The sequence below is a fragment of the Geofilum sp. OHC36d9 genome, from assembly GCF_052400685.1.
Taxonomy (GTDB): Bacteria; Bacteroidota; Bacteroidia; order Bacteroidales; family Marinilabiliaceae; genus CAZHHH01.
Window position 1 is genome coordinate 210,124 of the sequence record NZ_JBQTGJ010000005.1, and the last position, 17,484, is coordinate 227,607.

7 protein-coding genes are annotated in these 17,484 nt (G+C 39.1%); 1 reads left to right on the forward strand and 6 read right to left on the reverse strand.

Annotated features, from left to right (window positions below; all coding sequences use genetic code 11):
- Window positions 1-312: 312 nt before the first annotated feature.
- Entirely contained in the window at window positions 313-978 is a 666-nt protein-coding gene (locus ACT3CD_RS08075; RefSeq protein WP_444644626.1) for a transaldolase family protein, read from the forward strand.
- Window positions 979-1,145: 167 nt separating this feature from the next.
- Here ACT3CD_RS08075 and ACT3CD_RS08080 read toward each other — a convergent pair whose 3' ends face one another.
- The 6 genes from ACT3CD_RS08080 to ACT3CD_RS08105 form a co-directional block, all read right to left on the reverse strand.
- Window positions 1,146-2,789, reverse strand: a complete 1,644-nt coding sequence (locus ACT3CD_RS08080; RefSeq protein ID WP_444644628.1) for an ABC-F family ATP-binding cassette domain-containing protein — start codon at window positions 2,787-2,789, stop codon at window positions 1,146-1,148.
- A gap of 371 nt (window positions 2,790-3,160) precedes the next feature.
- Window positions 3,161-8,200, reverse strand: coding sequence for a glycosyl hydrolase family 18 protein (locus tag ACT3CD_RS08085; protein ID WP_444644630.1), 5,040 nt, complete (start codon window positions 8,198-8,200; stop codon window positions 3,161-3,163).
- A gap of 522 nt (window positions 8,201-8,722) precedes the next feature.
- A complete protein-coding gene (locus ACT3CD_RS08090) occupies window positions 8,723-11,002 on the reverse strand; it encodes a beta-1,3-glucanase family protein (protein ID WP_444644632.1) in 2,280 nt (759 codons plus the stop codon).
- A 205-nt stretch (window positions 11,003-11,207) separates the two neighbouring features.
- The gene (locus ACT3CD_RS08095) at window positions 11,208-13,271 is read right to left on the reverse strand and encodes a carbohydrate-binding protein (protein WP_444644634.1); all 2,064 of its coding nucleotides are present in this window, start codon (window positions 13,269-13,271) and stop codon (window positions 11,208-11,210) included.
- Between the two features lie 303 nt (window positions 13,272-13,574).
- Window positions 13,575-14,996 carry a carbohydrate-binding protein gene (locus tag ACT3CD_RS08100; protein ID WP_444644635.1) on the reverse strand — a complete coding sequence of 474 codons (1,422 nt, stop codon included), beginning with the start codon at window positions 14,994-14,996 and terminating at the stop codon, window positions 13,575-13,577.
- Between the two features lie 294 nt (window positions 14,997-15,290).
- On the reverse strand, window positions 15,291-17,351 hold the full coding sequence (locus ACT3CD_RS08105; RefSeq protein ID WP_444644637.1) for a T9SS type A sorting domain-containing protein: 2,061 nt from the start codon (window positions 17,349-17,351) through the stop codon (window positions 15,291-15,293).
- Window positions 17,352-17,484: the final 133 nt, after the last annotated feature.

The window sequence follows — 17,484 nt, forward strand, 5'->3', positions numbered from 1 at the left end:
AGAAATGGTGATTACATATTTATTTATCTCTGCCACAGCAAATTTAACAAAAAGAAAGAATCTAATATTACTTCTTTTCAATAATAAACATAATAAACACTAATTTCAAACAAAGCATTATTAGAAATTCCAGAATTAAAAAAGGACACCCGCGTCTGTTGTTTACGACAGAAAAAAGACCAATGTAAGCATCCAGGCAAAAAAACAACTGTTAGAAATACTTTATCTCATTAACATTCTTTATTAGATAACGTTGTTCATCTCGCGCTCAAAACACGACCTTTGTATTATTAAAATATTTAATTCCAACACATGATTTATTTAGCAGATACAGCAGACCTCGAAGCCATTAAAGAACTTTACGCTTACTTTCCGCTGGAAGGTATCACAACCAATCCCACTATTCTAAAAAATTGCGGCAACAAGCTATCAGTAGCTGTTGATCAGGTAAAAAATAAGATAGGGAATGGAATGATACACATTCAGATGATAAGCGAGAAGGCCGAAGATATGGTACGGGAAGCCAAAACCTACAAAACATACTTTGACCTAAAAGACAATTTCTACGCAAAAATACCGGTAACCACAGAAGGCTACAGAGCCATCAGAGTTTTAAAGGATGCCGGCATAAATGTAACAGCAACCGCCATCTTCACCCAACAACAAGCCTTAGTGGCAGCACGTGCCGGCGCTGATTATGTGGCGCCCTATGTAAGCCGGCTGGATAATATCTCGTCGCATGGCATTGAAGTGGTTCGTGATATAGTAAAAAATATGAATGATTATAAACTGCCAACTAAAGTTCTGGCCGCGAGTTTTAAAACTGTTGACCAGATTTACCGTATTAGCATGAGCGGATCTCATTCGGCAACTATAAGCCCTGAATTGCTTCACCAGCTTTTAAAACATCCGATGACTGACATCAGTGTGAAACAATTCACTGAAGATGGGCAGGGCTTGTATGACCTCAAATTTTAACTTTCCCAAAAAGCCAAAAGACTGCAATCAGAAACACCGAACCACTTCGGGAACATCAAATACATAAGATGCATTCTGGCGCAGTATTTTGGCGGGATTTCTCTCGCTTCTAACATCAAAAAAAAGCACATCACGACACCCATGAATCAGACGATAAAACCAAGACACTATCGACTGGCTTTTCGTTCAATCTCTCTCAGATTTTCCATCTTCTTAATTTCGAGAAAACCCTTAATACCAGTCAAATGTTCCTTCACTCTTTGATGGCCAAATTCATATACTTTCTCCACCAAACCATCCAGAAAATCACGGTCGTGAGAAACCAATATCAACGTTCCATCAAAGTCGTTTAGCGCACTTTTTAAAATATCCTTCGTTTTAATATCCAAATGATTTGTGGGCTCATCCAGAATAAGCAGGTTGACCGGCTCCAGCAACAGCTTTATCATAGCCAGACGGGTACGCTCTCCCCCCGAAAGGACTTTCACTTTCTTTAAAATATCATCCCCACTAAACATAAAGGCTCCCAGAATATCTTTAATTTTAGTCCGGATGTCACCAACAGCGACGTCATCAATGGTTTGAAAAACCGTTATAGACTCATCCAGCAAAGACGCCTGATTCTGAGCAAAATAACCAATTCTCACATTGTGCCCCAAATTAAGAGATCCATCATGCTCAATCTCATTCATAATACATTTAACCATGGTGGATTTTCCTTCACCGTTGCGTCCCACAAAAGCAACACGCTCGCCACGGGCAATGGTAAACGAAGCGTCGCGAAACACCGTATGATCACCATACTTTTTTTCGACACCAACGGCAATCACAGGAAATGAACCGGCACGCGGTGAAGGCGGAAATTTCAATCTCAAAGCTGAAGTGTCTTCTTCATCCACCTCTACCAATTCCAACTTTTCGAGCATTCGCACACGACTCTGCACCTGATTAGACTTGGAGTAAGTGCCTTTAAACCGTTCGATAAAATCCTTGTTATCGGCAATCATCTTTTGTTGCTCTTCAAACTGTCGCTGCATCTGTTCCCTTCGCTCCTTCCGTAACAACAAATATTGGGAATAATTCACCTTGTAATCATAAATACGGCCCATTGTCAATTCAATGGTGCGCGTGGTTATATTGTCGACAAAAGCCTTATCGTGCGAAATTAATATCACTCCTTTCGCCGAATTCATCAAAAACTCTTCCAACCACTGAATCGATTCTATATCGAGATGATTTGTTGGCTCATCCAAAAGAATTAAATCCGGTTTTTGAAGTAATATTTTAGCCAACTCGATACGCATACGCCATCCACCACTAAACTCGCCTGTGGGTTTCGTGAAATCAGCGCGTTCAAAACCCAATCCAAGCAATATCTTCTCCACATCGGCATCATAATTAGATTCTTCGATGCTGTAAAATTTTTCGCTTAAGACCGAAACCCGCTCAATTAACTGGTAATACTCCTCCGACTCGTAATCGGTACGCGTACTAAGCTGGAGATTTAACGCCTCAATTTCATCACGCATCTGATGAATATGCGCAAACGCCTGGGATGCTTCTTCAAAAACAGAACGCCGGTCTTCGGTAAGCAGATGCTGCGGCAAATAAGCAATCACCGCACCCTGCGGCGCCGACACGCGACCCGATGACGGTTCACGAACGCCTGCCAAAATCTTTAACATGGTCGATTTCCCCGCTCCGTTTTTACCCATCAACGCAATGCGATCGTTATCATTTATAGCAAACGATATATTTTTAAATAAAGTGGTTCCTCCAAACTCTACGGTCAACCCATCAACTGAAATCATACCAACAACATTAATATTTTGAGCCGCAAAGATAAACGGATTTAAGGACTTTTAAGGTGTTCCCCAATGGTAATAAAATTAAGTTTATTCCAATTTACTGCTTGCAAGGAAAGTCCAACTTCTGTGGCATGCATATTCTTAAAATGATCATTTACAAAAACAAACTCACATCTATTCGAAGTCAATAATTTATTCATTTTTCGAGTTCGCAAGCTTTAATCTGGACATTTTCAACCAAGCATCTAAATTTTCTTATCTATGACCGGAATTTTCGGACAAGCACTTAATTATAAATATTGGTCTATCAAAAAACGGGATCCAAAAATAATGGATCCCGTTTTTCAACACCTTCTACTATTGATTATAGAATTCTATTTTTTTATAAAAACAGCGTTACCGGAATCTCCATTTACAAAGGATGCTTTAATTATATATGTACCCGAATTCAGGTTGGTTACATCAATGGGAGAAACCTTGGTTTCTATTACTTTTTGCCCTGTAATACTAAATATCTGGTAGACTGACACGTCCTCTCCTCCCTCAACTGTTAACTGAGTTGCAGTAGGATTCGGATAAACCTTCATGTTCATTTTCAAACTCATGGTCGGATCTACAAAATCAACACTCAACTTTTTGCTTTTAAGCTGATTAAGGAAACTACCATTATTAATTGCAAATGAATTACTATTTTGATAAGCATCCCAATTAATGGACCAGGTCATGATTCCACGAATGGTCGGATAAATTACAGCTAATGTGTTAAAAGCCTCTTGCAAACCGGCATCGGATATTTGTCCGCTTCCGGCTGCGCTCGCAGACGCAGGTACTCCAATGACCACCTGATCAGCCCTTAAGCCTGGGAAAAAGTAATCTTCATTCCCATTAAGGGAGAAGCCTTCGATGGCCATTCGACACATCTCAACAATACCTGCTACAGTTCCCATATCATAGTAGGATTCATCTAAACCTTTCATGGATCCTGAATTATACAACTGTGCTTGTACATAGGTAATTTCATCTCGCAAAGCATGAATAACAGGAACGTAAACGCCAGATCGCGTATCTACATAACTATTTAAGCCTCCATAATAAGTATGTCCCATCTGAAAATAAAAAGTTTCAGGTGCAAAGGACAAAATAAAATTATCATTATAGACGCTGGTTATTTCTGTTAGCGCCTGTATTAGATTTACGACCTTAGGAGATATTGGGTTTTCAAAATCAGGATCGGCTCCGGATACAAATTCGATGGAATATTGTTCCAGATCAATATCAATTCCATCAAATCCATATTCATCCACAAATCCTTTAATTGAGCTTACAAACGTACTTACTGCACTTGCAGACCCTAAAGAAAAATAGCCTTCGTAGCCTCCAATTGACAGAACTACTTTTTTCCCACTGGCCTGTAAAGCTTTCACATCGGCCTTAAAATCATCAATAGTGTAATCAGGAGATAAACCCGAGATAGAAAACATCATCTTTCCATCGGTACTACCTGGCGTTACCGGTTCGGCAAAGGCAATATTTATTACATCCCAATACTCGTTTACTTCTCTCAACGGAATAAAAGGTACGCCGCCATCCCAGGTATGCCAATAACCACTCATTATTCTATCGGGCAAGCTGACAACACTACCACCGGGCGCATCATCTGTAGTGACACTAACAGCCGTTGAAAAGACCGACGTACCAGCAGCATTTTGTGCGCCGACCATGTAATAATAAGTTGAGGACGCCAACAAACCACTATGACTATAACTAGTTGTATTACTATCAATTTCCGCCAAGTAATTCCAGGTTGAACCATCTGTAGAATACTGAATAATAAAACTTTGTTCGTTTGTTGAATTATCAGTCCAATTTAGTAAAACAGCACTACTCGACGTTGCTATTGCGGAGAAATTTTCAGGTGTGTTGGGTAGGGTAATAACATTATTAGTAATTGTTGCTGTGATGTTAGTTGTTGAAGTACTCCCCGCATTATCAGTTACAGTTAAAGTAACCGTATAAATTCCTGATTCTGAATAGCTATGCGCAGCACTAACGCCCGAACCGGTGGCGTCATCGCCAAAATCCCAGCTATATACATAAGGCAATGTGCCTCCTGAGGCCACCGCTGTAAAAATCACAGCACTATCAACCAGCCCAATAAAAGAGCCCTCCACAATAACCTTGAACTCAGTTACAGCATCAGAACCACATGTTCCCATATTTTCCCAGGTATCATCAATACCTGGAGTACCATCGGTCCACCATTTTGCCTGATAATTAACGCCATTATGCGAAACCTGAGAAGCACCTACATAGGCCCCTGCAACCCATGCCGGCCAGCAATCGCTGCCAGCATCGTTATCATCCAAGACACCGTCATCACAAACGCCCATATTTTCCCATGTGTCATCAGCTCCCGGGGTACCATCTGTCCACCATTTTGCCTGATAATTAACACCATTATACGATACCTGAGAGCCTCCAACATAGGCTCCGGCAACCCATGCAGGCCAACAATCACCATCAGTATCGTTATCATCAGAAGCACTACCATCGCAAACACCCATATTTTCCCATGTGTCATCAACTCCCGGCATACCGTCAGTCCACCATTTCGCTTGATAATTAATACCATTATACGAGACCTGAGAGCCTCCAACGTAGGCCCCGGTAACCCATACAGGCCAGCAATCGCCATCAGTACCTCCGGTGCTTGAGATAATGACATTAGTGGTAGTTTTAGCCACAGAACCCTGAGAATCCGTAACAGTTAATGTAACAATATAACTACCTTCAGCAGCGTATGCATAAGAAAACTCTATTTGGTCAGTATCAGTGGCAGTTCCATCTCCCATTAACCAATTATAGCTATATGGAGCAATTCCTCCGGTTGCTGACGCAATAAAACTTATATTTTGCGCTAAATCAGCAACATAAGGTCCATTGGCACTAATTGTAAGAGTTTCCGAATTATCAGAACCAACCACCTGATAAATAGCACTTAACAGAGAGTTCTCATTCATTGCATCCTGAGACAGTTCCCAAATCATAATTCCTCCGTAGGATTTTGCCAATTCACTCTTTTGTTTAATGGTTGGAAGACCATTGTAATAATCACCATTGAAAAAATCTTCATTCTCACTAGCACCTGCAACCAGCAAACTGGCGTAACTAATCATAGAAGGACGAGAATAAAAAGGCACACCTAATACTGTTTTACGATTATCCATACCTTTACCAGTCCAGTAGTCAAGTGCCGACACAGCATAGCTATAAGGAGAGTGACCTGCACCTGAATCCCCATCATAAGCCATTACATTCAAAAAATCGAGTGCATTTAAAGCATCTATATTTATATATTGGCCATAATAATCGCCACCAGGAACGGCGGCAGACAACACTTTATTATTACGATGTAGTTTATTTGCTAACACTTGCAACATGCTGGCATAATCAGTGGCCCTGTTAATTGGATATTCCCAATCAATATCAACCCCATCCAAATCATACTGATCACACAACGCAACTAAATTATCCGCAAACTTATCGCGTAAAACAGAGGAAGCAGCAATCGCTTCAAATCCAGGATTATTTAAGTCAGTCCATCCTCCCACAGCAATACACACTTTGACATTATTGGCATGTGCAAGAGTAACTATTCCCTGAAGTTTTGCCTGATCAGGAACAGCATCCAAAGAGCCATCACCAGTTGCTGAAGGCGCCACAAAAGCATAAATAATGTGCGTTAATTTATCATATTGAATATCGGAAACATCACCTTGATAATAAGGGAAATAACCCACAATCTTCAGATCACTCTCCACTTGACCATCATCCGGTTCTTCTTCATCATCCGCATCATTATTATCGCCAGTATCACCAGAAGCAAAAACCTCATTTATTTTATTTACCAAAACAGATTTAACCAAGTCCCATCGTTTTAATTTGGTTCCAAAGCTTGTAGCTGTTCCACTTATTTCTAAATCACCATAACCTGTCCAGATTATTGATCCGGCCAGATTATTATCGTTAATAAACTGTGCCTTTATGCCAATAGACTCCTCATCATCATAACTTAAAAAATATTTTCCATTGGTCAAGTATGGTACTTTAGCCTGATCGTCCCAGTGGCGTGTCCATCCGTTGATGGTTCCCAATCCTGTTTTTTGAGCGATATAGAAATAATTAGGAGTGCCATCATAGATATCCAATGGCCAATTTGTATAGTCGGCACAAGTAGAAATTGGGCCATCAGGCTGAACTGTAACGCTCACTTTTTGAGTAGGCACATTAACCGATGCATCATTGGTGCAAACCACTCCACGACCATAAAAAGGGCATCCCATATTTATCATTGTAGAAGGCACTCCAAGATCATTTAACTTATCGAGTGTTGATTGCCAATTAAAGGAAGGCTCTTCAGCTCCATCATAAGAATAGACAGGCGAATTATGCCCCGCGATATTCGACCATCCGCCGTTAAAATCATAAGTCATCATATTAAAATAGTCCATAGTTTTGATGAGCTTATCCCATTCAAAACCTTCTAATTTAGCAGGAGCAGCTGACATCGCCGCTGTTATTAGACTTTCAGAACCGATAGCATCTCTGATTTCTTGTACTAGTGTAGTAAAATTAGCAAAGTCGGCTTCAGATCCAGAAAAGTTCATACCTCCAAAGCCGGGATATTCCCAATCCAGATCAATACCATCAAAACCTATAGCAATCAATTTTTTACAATCTGTAATAAAACGAGCGCGCTTAACGGGGTCAGCCGCCATCTCCGGGAAATGCTTACACATACTCCATCCACCAATAGAAGCCATCACTTTCACACCATTCTGATGCGCAAGATCAAGTAATCCCATTGCACCATCTTCAACATGCAAAGGCAATGGTAGCGGCTTATCGTATAGGCCCCAGCCTGGGTTAGACCAGGTTGTGCCACCTTCAACAACTTCAAATCCCTGTGCTTTAGCCCGGTCAACAACACTGCTGCTTATGTATTGGATAATATCTAATTCGCCAAATAAAATATACAAATCCCAACTGCTATATACATCAGTGTAAAAAATATCGCCCGGCTCTTGTATTTCACCAGCCATGTAAATACTCTTATTTCGCAGGTCGCCGCTGTGTAATGAACCATCATTAGCCACTCCGAAAAAGGAATAGTTTAAAACAGTGTACTTAGAATAATCAATGTTTAATTGAGTTAATGCTCCGGCTGAAGGAAGGCCCGCTGAGACAGCTTTCCATGCATCCCATTGCGTAACATAACCAATTACTTGTTTATTGTGGTCGCCAGTGTTGGCTAATCCTCCAGTATTTACCTGTGCGTATAATGCCGGGGTAAAGAATAGCAGCAAGCAATATGCTAAAACCACTATAGGTTGGTGTGTTTTTAGGTTTCTCATAAAACAATTTTTTATAGCAAATTTGCTATCGTTTAAAACTATGTTTTTACGATTATTTATTATCAATTAAAAAATGTCATTAATTATCTAACAGCACCAATCCCTCACATACAACTAAATCACAATTCATTACAAACGCTCCATTTTCAATCCACAGTTCTCAATCATTCGGTTACAGGCAATACTATAACCAAAAGAGATTAGTTGAATTACAATAAAAAACGAGCTATCGCGAAATAGCTTTTGAATAAAAAGGCACTGATATTCCATATATCTAATGAGCCATACTAAGAGCTCACCATAGGAAAGATGCTAAACAGGTTGTTTCGCAATAGACTTATCTTCATACGAATTTTACACTCCTAATAAACAAATATTTATAACGGCCAATTAGCACATCATACATAGTCAGACTAACCAACCTCAAATCGTGTTTGTCCTCAAAATGAGCATTTACAATAGTAAATGCTCACTTTTCAAACTTCGAAAGTCTCAAAAATGAAATTTTCTCACTAACACGATTTAATTTTTCACAAACGGGATATTTGCCACGGAATTTTGTTTTGTTACCCGTAAAATATATTTCCCTTTTGTTAAGTCACTTACCGATAGAGAGGTCCCGGTTGTATGCTTCACTTTTATACCATTTATAGAAAACACCTCCAGTAAAGATTGTTGATCTGCCCCACTTACATATAAATATTGACTGGCCGGATTTGGATAAACAGATATTTGCAATGATTCATCATTAAATGTAGTTGCAGAATTATTGAAAGTTGTTGATTTTAGAGCACCTGCGTATATTCTTATCCAATTTAAGTTCCAACCTCCCTGCAAAGCATATACTCCAATATTATAAGTTCCTGCATCTACCGATACCGTCTGGCTCATGGTGGCCCAGTTTTGCCACCCTCCTGTTGAAGGAATTGAAGCCGTACCCAATACCGTAGCACCTGCATTAAGATCCAACGAAAGGTCGGCGCCATCAACACTAGCCACACGGTATTCAAAAGTATATATACCGGATGTTGGAAAAGTAATATCATTGTATGCCATCCAATCGCCGGCATCAATATAGGCAACATTAAATCCGCCCTCATCACATAATTCTGACTCTACTCCAGACATATTCGTATAATTTTCAGCCTCAATTAACACGGCATTATTGCCCGGTGTAATTTTCAACCAGTTGATATTCCACCCGCCTTTTAAAGCGTACAAACCCAGATTATAAGTCCCTGCATCAAGGTTTACTGTTTGGGATACTGTGGTCCAATTTTGCCAGTCATTGGTAGAAGGAATATCTACCGTGCCAAGAACGATAGCCCCTGCATTAAGATCTAATGAAAGTTCACCTCCGTTTAAACTAGCTACACGATATTCAAAAGTATATGAGCCTGAGGTTGAAAAAGTAATATTATTGTACACCATGTAATCATCAGTATCGATATATGACACATTAAAACCTCCTTCAGAACAGGTTTCAATCTCAACGCCAGACATTATAGAATAATTTTCGGCTTCTATAAAAGTAGATAAAGAACTATCGTCAGCTCCGTCATCGCCGCCACTATTAGTATCACCATTAAACCCCCCAATAGTAATTGTCACATTCTGGGGATTAGGTGTATGAATGGTTGCCGATTGATCAAATACATCATCATAACAAAAGGCATAGGTAAGTCCATTATAACTAATACCAGACTGATGCCAGAATTTGCAGTACCAATTATAAGGCTCAGTTTGGTAATAATTTGAACTAACCGACCAGTCCTGTTGAACGCCAGAGGCAACATTTAAATTGATAGCATGACGCGTAACAGCCGCACAAAACTGAGCCTGCACTACGAGATCCCATTGTCCTCCTGAAGCTAAAACGCCACTACCTTCCATGGCTTCAATTGTGGTTGGTCGTCTGGAAATGGTAGCTGTTTGACCATCCGCATCGCGCGTGAAAACAAATTGCTCATTTGTAACACGCCCTCTCCAAACACCGGCATCGCCAGCATAAAACACCAATTGATCGGTAGCATATTTTGACCATATAGAGTTGATGTAAGCGTCCAAATAGCCTTCATATGCACCCCCAGCCTGAAAATCGGAAATTTTAGATGGGAAATGAATGATACCCTCTTGAGCATTTAGACAATTTTGAAAAGCAGCAGGTGCCATTGTTTGCCATTGTGAAATAATAGCATCATGGGCGCTTATTTCGCCAACTTTCTTATAAAAATCATCCCCCCACACTTCAAGACCCATAGGATATTGATACGAATCAACACGGGTGGTATTACACCACAAGCCGGCATTATTGTATGTTAACTCAATTAATTCGTATTTAATACCCTGATTGGGATCTGTTGCGTTTGCCAGGTTTGGCGCAGCATAACCACTTGGGTCACCTGAGTAACCAAAAAAATAAAGATATAGCTGACTTTTAAACGAAATCATAATTCTGCAACCAGCTATCTGCGGAATATTTACTATATGATTAGGAATATCACTCAATTTGGTAAAACAATCGGCATAAAGCGCATTTTCACCTGGCCCCATATTGCCACTGATGACCGGGCCTGGAACTGTGTTGTAACTCGTACTCATTTGATGGACAATGCCTGTTTGTGCATCCACCCACACATGACCATCAATGATCCCTACAATAGCCACATAAACCTCATCATCACTATAAACTGAATTATTATTTATAGTATACGGTAGTGTTTGTCCAAAAGCGGCATAAGAAACCATCAATTCGAATAAAAGCACTGGCAATAATAATAACAATACATTTCGTGTTTTCATCTTGTTTATATTTAAAATAGCATCTGCAACAGGAAATTCATTTGCAGACACTAAATAGAGTCTGTCTATAAAGTCCAACTTCTGCGTTACGCTTGCTCTCAAAATGGTCATTTACGGGAGTAAACTCACATTTTTCGAGCTGCGCAAGCCTTGAATTTGAACTTTACAGCTCAAACTCCCGACTTTATGGACAGGCACTAAATAGTTATTGTTTAATAAAAATATGATTCATTACTCGACCCTCATCTTTACATTTAAGAATGTACATTCCCTCTCCTAATGAAGAAGCATCAATAGATTGGCCGATGAAAGAAAGTTGCAGTTGTCCTATGGTGTTATAAACTTCTATTATTGCATTTTCGGTAACCCCGCTAATGTATAACCGATTTATAACTGGGTTCGGATATACTTCAACAACATGATCGGGTTGAACAGAAGCACTTTCTTCAACCATACTTTTTGTTGCCGACTCGATGTAATTAATAGAAAAATTATCGATGTTCCATCCTCCTGTTGAAGCATACAGTCCTACAGCATAGTTACCGCCATCTATATAGACAGACTGCTGAACGGTAGTCCAGATCTGCCAATCGCCGGTAGAAGGAATATCAACTGTACCTAACACGATAGTTCCTGCATTAAGATCAAGAGAAAGAACACCTCCACCTGCTTCGCTCGCAACTTTATAAATAAACGTGTAATATCCGGAATATGGAAAATAAATAGCATTATAAGCCAACCAATCACCATTATCAACATACGAAACATTAAATCCTCCATCCGAACAAGATTCCGTTTCAATACCTGACATACTGCTATAATTTTCAGCCTCAATAATTGTTGACCAATCATCAGATTGTTTCGCTACCACAACAGAACTGATTTTGTCATTAAAATCTTCATCTACCAAACAATCATCAGAATTTGATAACGAAACAGTGGTTCCGATAAAATTGTCATCTTGATATAACACCACTTTATACCCATTTTGTACATTTACAGACGAGATGTCATCATTTATTATTCCTAAGGACTGCAATTGACTTAGCGTGTAACGTCCTTCACTAATATTTACTGCATATCCACCATAATTACAATCTTGATACAGTGTTACAGGTCCTGTAGAATATCCAGATACAGCATCTTGCGGCATAAGCGTTCCCAAATCGTTAATTATAGATGGCATTTTCACACCTGAATTTACGCAGCCGCCATAGTGATGAAGGGCTACAACCAGGTTGTCGTCATAAGCAATTACAGGAGAACCGGAACTCCCCCCTTCTGTATCGGCATAATACTGTACATCGGTCGTATTAAAGCTATTAACCTGACTGTATCCGCCCGATTGATCATCGTACACCGAAATTTGTTTTCCTTTGGCACCCGGATGCTGAGGAATATATATACGTTCACCTACAGATGGTAAAGAAGGACGCAACTGCAAATAGCCATAAACTTGTGAGAGGTTGCCCGGAAGCTTCACTAAAGAATAATCGTAGCTATCATTTGTTTTGATCAGCGTTCCCGAATAAGCTTCCAGATTGCCCCGACAACCCAACCATGACCCACAATCGGTATCACATGATCCTTCACCCATAAATTCATATTCAGTATTATCGGCTGTGGACTGATCAGGAATTACGTGGTTATTGGTCATAATATGTCCTTCACTACCAATCAACCAACCCGTTCCTGCAGAATTACCATTCATGAATAACCTGCACACAGCTCTGGCTTTTTCATACATCCCGGTTCCTATATAACATTGCGCCCACTGCTTATCATCACTTCCGCAAATTGATTTAAGGCCAGTTAAAGTATCAATTTCATCCTTGGTATAACCAAAAGCTACTTTGTCAATATCAAATCCATAATCAACAGCTTTTCCTGTACTTATTAGCCTAACAATAGCCCCCTCATTTCTAACAACGCACGACCAGAAATCACTAATAACAACAGTGCCATTTCTCACTGATTTTCCTTTGCCAAAATACCTTGTAACAACACCTGTTAAAGTATTCTCAATTTCTACATAATCGTTGGGGGCCAAACTAAAATTGGTAAAATGAATACGAACATAAGCTGAGCCTTGGTTAATGTATTCCTTTTCGAAAATAACCCCACTATTTTTTATATAGGGATGAGAAGTCTGATCCTTAACCAATTTTTCTTCTCCTATTTTTATTATCGTTGATGCGTCTGTACAATTAATTGTTACACAAAATGAAAATGCAATCACAAATCGAATTAAAAAGTATTTGTAACTCATGTCTTATTTTTTATGTCAAATAATGTATTCGTATAAATATGATATAGTGCTTACCCTAAGATTCCGGTTACAGATAAGTAATCTTCATTTTTAAAACTTTCGAAGTATGAATATGGCATTTTCTTGCTGGCACTATATAGTCTGCGCATGAAACCTCAGGTGCTATATAAGAAACACTCAAATTCAAGGCTTACGAAGTCCGAAAAACGTGAGTTTACTATAACAAATGGCCGTTTTGAAGACTAGCATACCGCCAAAGTTGGACTTTCCTAACAAGCTCTATATGTCATTTTTTTCAGATATTTAGAGCTTAACAAACTTGAATGTCTTCGTACTAACACAATTAGCGATTTGTATAATATATATACCCGGCTCTAATACACTAACGCTTATGGCGTTACTTTTAATCAATTGTTGCCTTAAAACTAAATCACCTATGGTATTATATATTTTCACCTCATATTTTTCAGGACAATCAACACCTTGTATATATAGAATATCAGAAACAGGACTTGGATAAACACTTAGCTCAGTAACTTCCTCGGCTTCAGTTGATAAATTAATTCTAGTAGATTTAAGACCCTGGGTAATCGTGAAATTATTGATGTTCCAACCACCCGCAGGTGCATAAATACCAAAATCATATATTCCTGCATCTATATACACCGAATGACTAACGGTTGTCCAGTTTTGCCAATCGCCAGTTGAAGGGATATCAACCGAACCGAGGACAATGGAGCCTGCATTTAAATCCAATGAAAGCGACCCTCCCCCTTCTAAACTCGCCACTCTATATTCAATCGTATAATTACCCGAAGAAGGAATCGTAATACTGTTATAAGCCATCCAATCACCTGCATCTATATAGGCAACGTTTAAACCTCCTTCCGAGCAAGTTTCTGTTTCAACACCTGACATGCTGCTGTAATTTTCGGTCTCTGTCATCACACTCCAAAAAGCAGATGAATTTTGTTTATACACCCGTACATAATCTATATACATATTAGCTGGGAAAGCACTATTATCAACAGAAAATCCAGGCCAGTTGCCGCCAATAGCCATATTTAAAAGGAGAAAAAAATTTGCATGAAACTCACTTGTTCCATTAACTCCACCTGTGATATCCATCACATGAAACTGTGTTCCATCCAGATACCATTTAATATATTGCTCATTCCACTCGACAGAATACACATGATAGGCTGTAATATCGTTTACCTCAGTGCTCCCACTATAGCTGGCATAAGCAGCGTCATACCAGTGGGCTGTGCCGTAAGTCGTATTTTCGTTGTTTACATGCTCCATAATATCAATCTCACCGCATTTAGGCCATCCCTCAGAAGAAATATTATCGCCTAACATCCAAAATGCCGGCCACACACCCATAAAGCTAGGCATGGCAATGCGAGCCTCAATTTTTCCATACTTCCAGGATATATTGCCTTGTGTTTTCAGACGCGCAGAAGTATAGGAAGCCCCTTCGTAATTTTCATTTCGAGCCTGAATTACCAATTGTCCATTTTCAACCCAAGAATTATTGGTCGTATAATACTGTAATTCGTTGTTTCCCCATCCATTGGACCCCATACCCGTCTCAAAACTCCAATCAGCGCTTATACTGCCTTCAAATTCATCGCTCCAAACCAAACTCCATTGAGCATGTGAAGCTGTATTCACTAACAAAATACAGATGAATAGAAGTATTATTTTTTTTTGTGTAAACATGTGTTAAGTGTTAAAATTTATATTTGCGTATTGCTGTTTCTAATGCATTTAAAACACATTAATCATGGTTGATAAGCTATTATTGAATTCGCAAAAAGACACCCCAACATTACATTATGCGCATTTCTCAAAATATTAACTCCCAATTACAATTCACAAAAATCGAAAGCCTTGCCTTTGATGTATTCTTATCAACGTCTTCAAAAATGTTCTTTTTATTTTGCGGGGGTTTGTTATAAATGGAGTTAGTCTATAAAAAACCAACTCCATCTGAGCCATCAAAAGTAGAATATCTTATTTCTTCAATATTTTAATGGTATTGGTCATTTTTTCAGAGAAAATTTTCACCCAATAAATACCCTTTTCTAATCCTGAGATATCTAGCGTACTACCTGCCGTTTTTTTAATCAGGACGCCCTCAGCATTAAATATCTCAATCGGGGTATCGTTGGATATACCCGATATGTATATAACATCATTTGCTGGATTTGGGAAGACACTAATAGCCTCGTGAAGAGTATTGATATTTGAGAGTGTTGCCGTTTTTAACGACCCGCAATTACCAACCGTAAAGCTGTTTTTATTGGCTAAAGTATTGTTTTCGCCTCCTTCAGGTAAGCTGTATGTGTAATAGAAAAAGACTTCCTGTCCTTCGGTGGCTTGTATTTGATAAGCCTCATTTGGAGACACCAAATAACCAGGCATGATGGCATCTTCTGTGTTTCCATAATACAAAATACACACACTGCTACCCACATTTGTGCGAGAAGGAATAAAAGTCAACGATGGATTTTCTAAATCACTAGTAACCAAAACGGTAAAATCATCTGTATAACCAGCTATTATGCATCCGCTGGTGTCATCATCACTAGTATCGTCTCCAGTATTATCACCATCGTCACTATCGGGAGCACCCGTAAAAATGATATCGTCAATCGCAAATTCAAAAATTTGTGTCGGCAAATCATTGTCGTCACTTAAAATAGTAAACAAATAACTGATATTTTGGAATGCCAAAAGACCTTCATATTCGGATAATGGGATAGACACCTGTCCCCACTCACCATCTCTGGTTAATCCATATTTATTTTCTGATGCAGGAAAAGACAAATACGTTTGATTGGTATAATTATCAGTTATTCCAATTTTAAAAGATACGTCAGCAGGTATTTTAATTTTAAATTTTAAAAAACCATTAGCTGTATAATTAGATAAGTTTTTCCCGAATAAGGAGATAATCCCTGCGCCAAACCAACTATTGGCATTGACAGTTTTCCAGGCAATTACATCATCACCCTCGAAAGGAGCAATGGTTCCTTCTTGCAGCGTGTTGCCCCAAACATATATTTCAGAATCCAATCCTGGGGTTAATTTATTATTTGTTGCAGTATTATTGGTATATACACCAAAAACGCCCGTTTCTGCCTCAATTTCACCCGTTTCTGCGGTTACAGAACCATAACCATTCCACTCGTAAATTTTAATATAATCCACTAACATTTTGCCAGGTAAAGGGGCTGTAACTAATTCGTTGCTAGTGGCATCCGTGAAGGTCCCTCCAACGGCTAAATCGAGTAACATATAAAAGGGGCGCTGAAAAATTTTAGTATCGCCTTCAGCATCCAATGGTAGTGGCGCTGCATATAAATCATGTTCGGTACCATTATCTGTAACCGTAAAACGAAGTTCCGAAGGCTCCCAATACAATCTGTAAATAACGAAACGATTGTTCAGTGGAATTTCCGAAACATAAGGGGTGTTGTAATCTGCATCATAAGCAATACTTCCTGCACAGTTGCACTCCGAACTATAAAAAATGGCATTAGATCCAACATAATTATTAACCGATGAATTAGGATATCCCTGATTTGTTCTTGCAGACAGGGTGTGCCCCATCTCCATCATATCTATTTCACCATTTGACGGCCATGATAAATCAGCAGTGCCTAATAACCATGCAGCAGGCCATAATCCATTGTCTAAATCAGGGGCCTGCATCCGGATTTCGATAACTCCATATTGCACAGATAAATTGTCCTTGGTTGTTATTTTTCCAGAGGTAAAAGAACAACTCCCCATACTTTCCTTAATGGCTTCGAGTACCAATGCTTTATTTCCATCTTCCCCTGGAACTTCTTCAATATAAACATTGTCTGAATTATAATATTGCAATTCTGAATTCCCCCATCCACAAATACCTGCGTCACACCCATCTCCGATATCAATATTCCAGACATCAGTGTTAAGCGTGTCAAAATTCTCTTCCCACAGTACATCGCCAATTTGTGCTTTAATTGTGTTAAAGCCTACAAACATAACAAGTAGGATAAGAGCCCGTTGTTTTACTGTTTTCATGATTTTTATTTTTAGAGACGAAACTTTTTACGAACAATATTCTTGTTCATTTCAAAAGTAGGTTCTAAAAGATGTTTCCGATCAAAAACAGCCTAGACAAAAACCCTACAATACCTGATAAAAAACCCTACAC

Excerpts from the sequence above, each read along its gene's own strand:
- ACT3CD_RS08095 (WP_444644634.1), bottom strand. The coding sequence starts at position 13,271 with ATGAGTTACAAATACTTTTTAATTCGATTTGTGATTGCATTTTCATTT.
- ACT3CD_RS08100 (WP_444644635.1), bottom strand. The coding sequence starts at position 14,996 with ATGTTTACACAAAAAAAAATAATACTTCTATTCATCTGTATTTTGTTA.
- ACT3CD_RS08090 (WP_444644632.1), bottom strand. The coding sequence starts at position 11,002 with ATGAAAACACGAAATGTATTGTTATTATTATTGCCAGTGCTTTTATTC.
- ACT3CD_RS08080 (WP_444644628.1), bottom strand. The coding sequence starts at position 2,789 with ATGATTTCAGTTGATGGGTTGACCGTAGAGTTTGGAGGAACCACTTTA.
- ACT3CD_RS08105 (WP_444644637.1), bottom strand. The coding sequence starts at position 17,351 with ATGAAAACAGTAAAACAACGGGCTCTTATCCTACTTGTTATGTTTGTA.
- ACT3CD_RS08075 (WP_444644626.1), top strand. The coding sequence starts at position 313 with ATGATTTATTTAGCAGATACAGCAGACCTCGAAGCCATTAAAGAACTT.
- ACT3CD_RS08085 (WP_444644630.1), bottom strand. The coding sequence starts at position 8,200 with ATGAGAAACCTAAAAACACACCAACCTATAGTGGTTTTAGCATATTGC.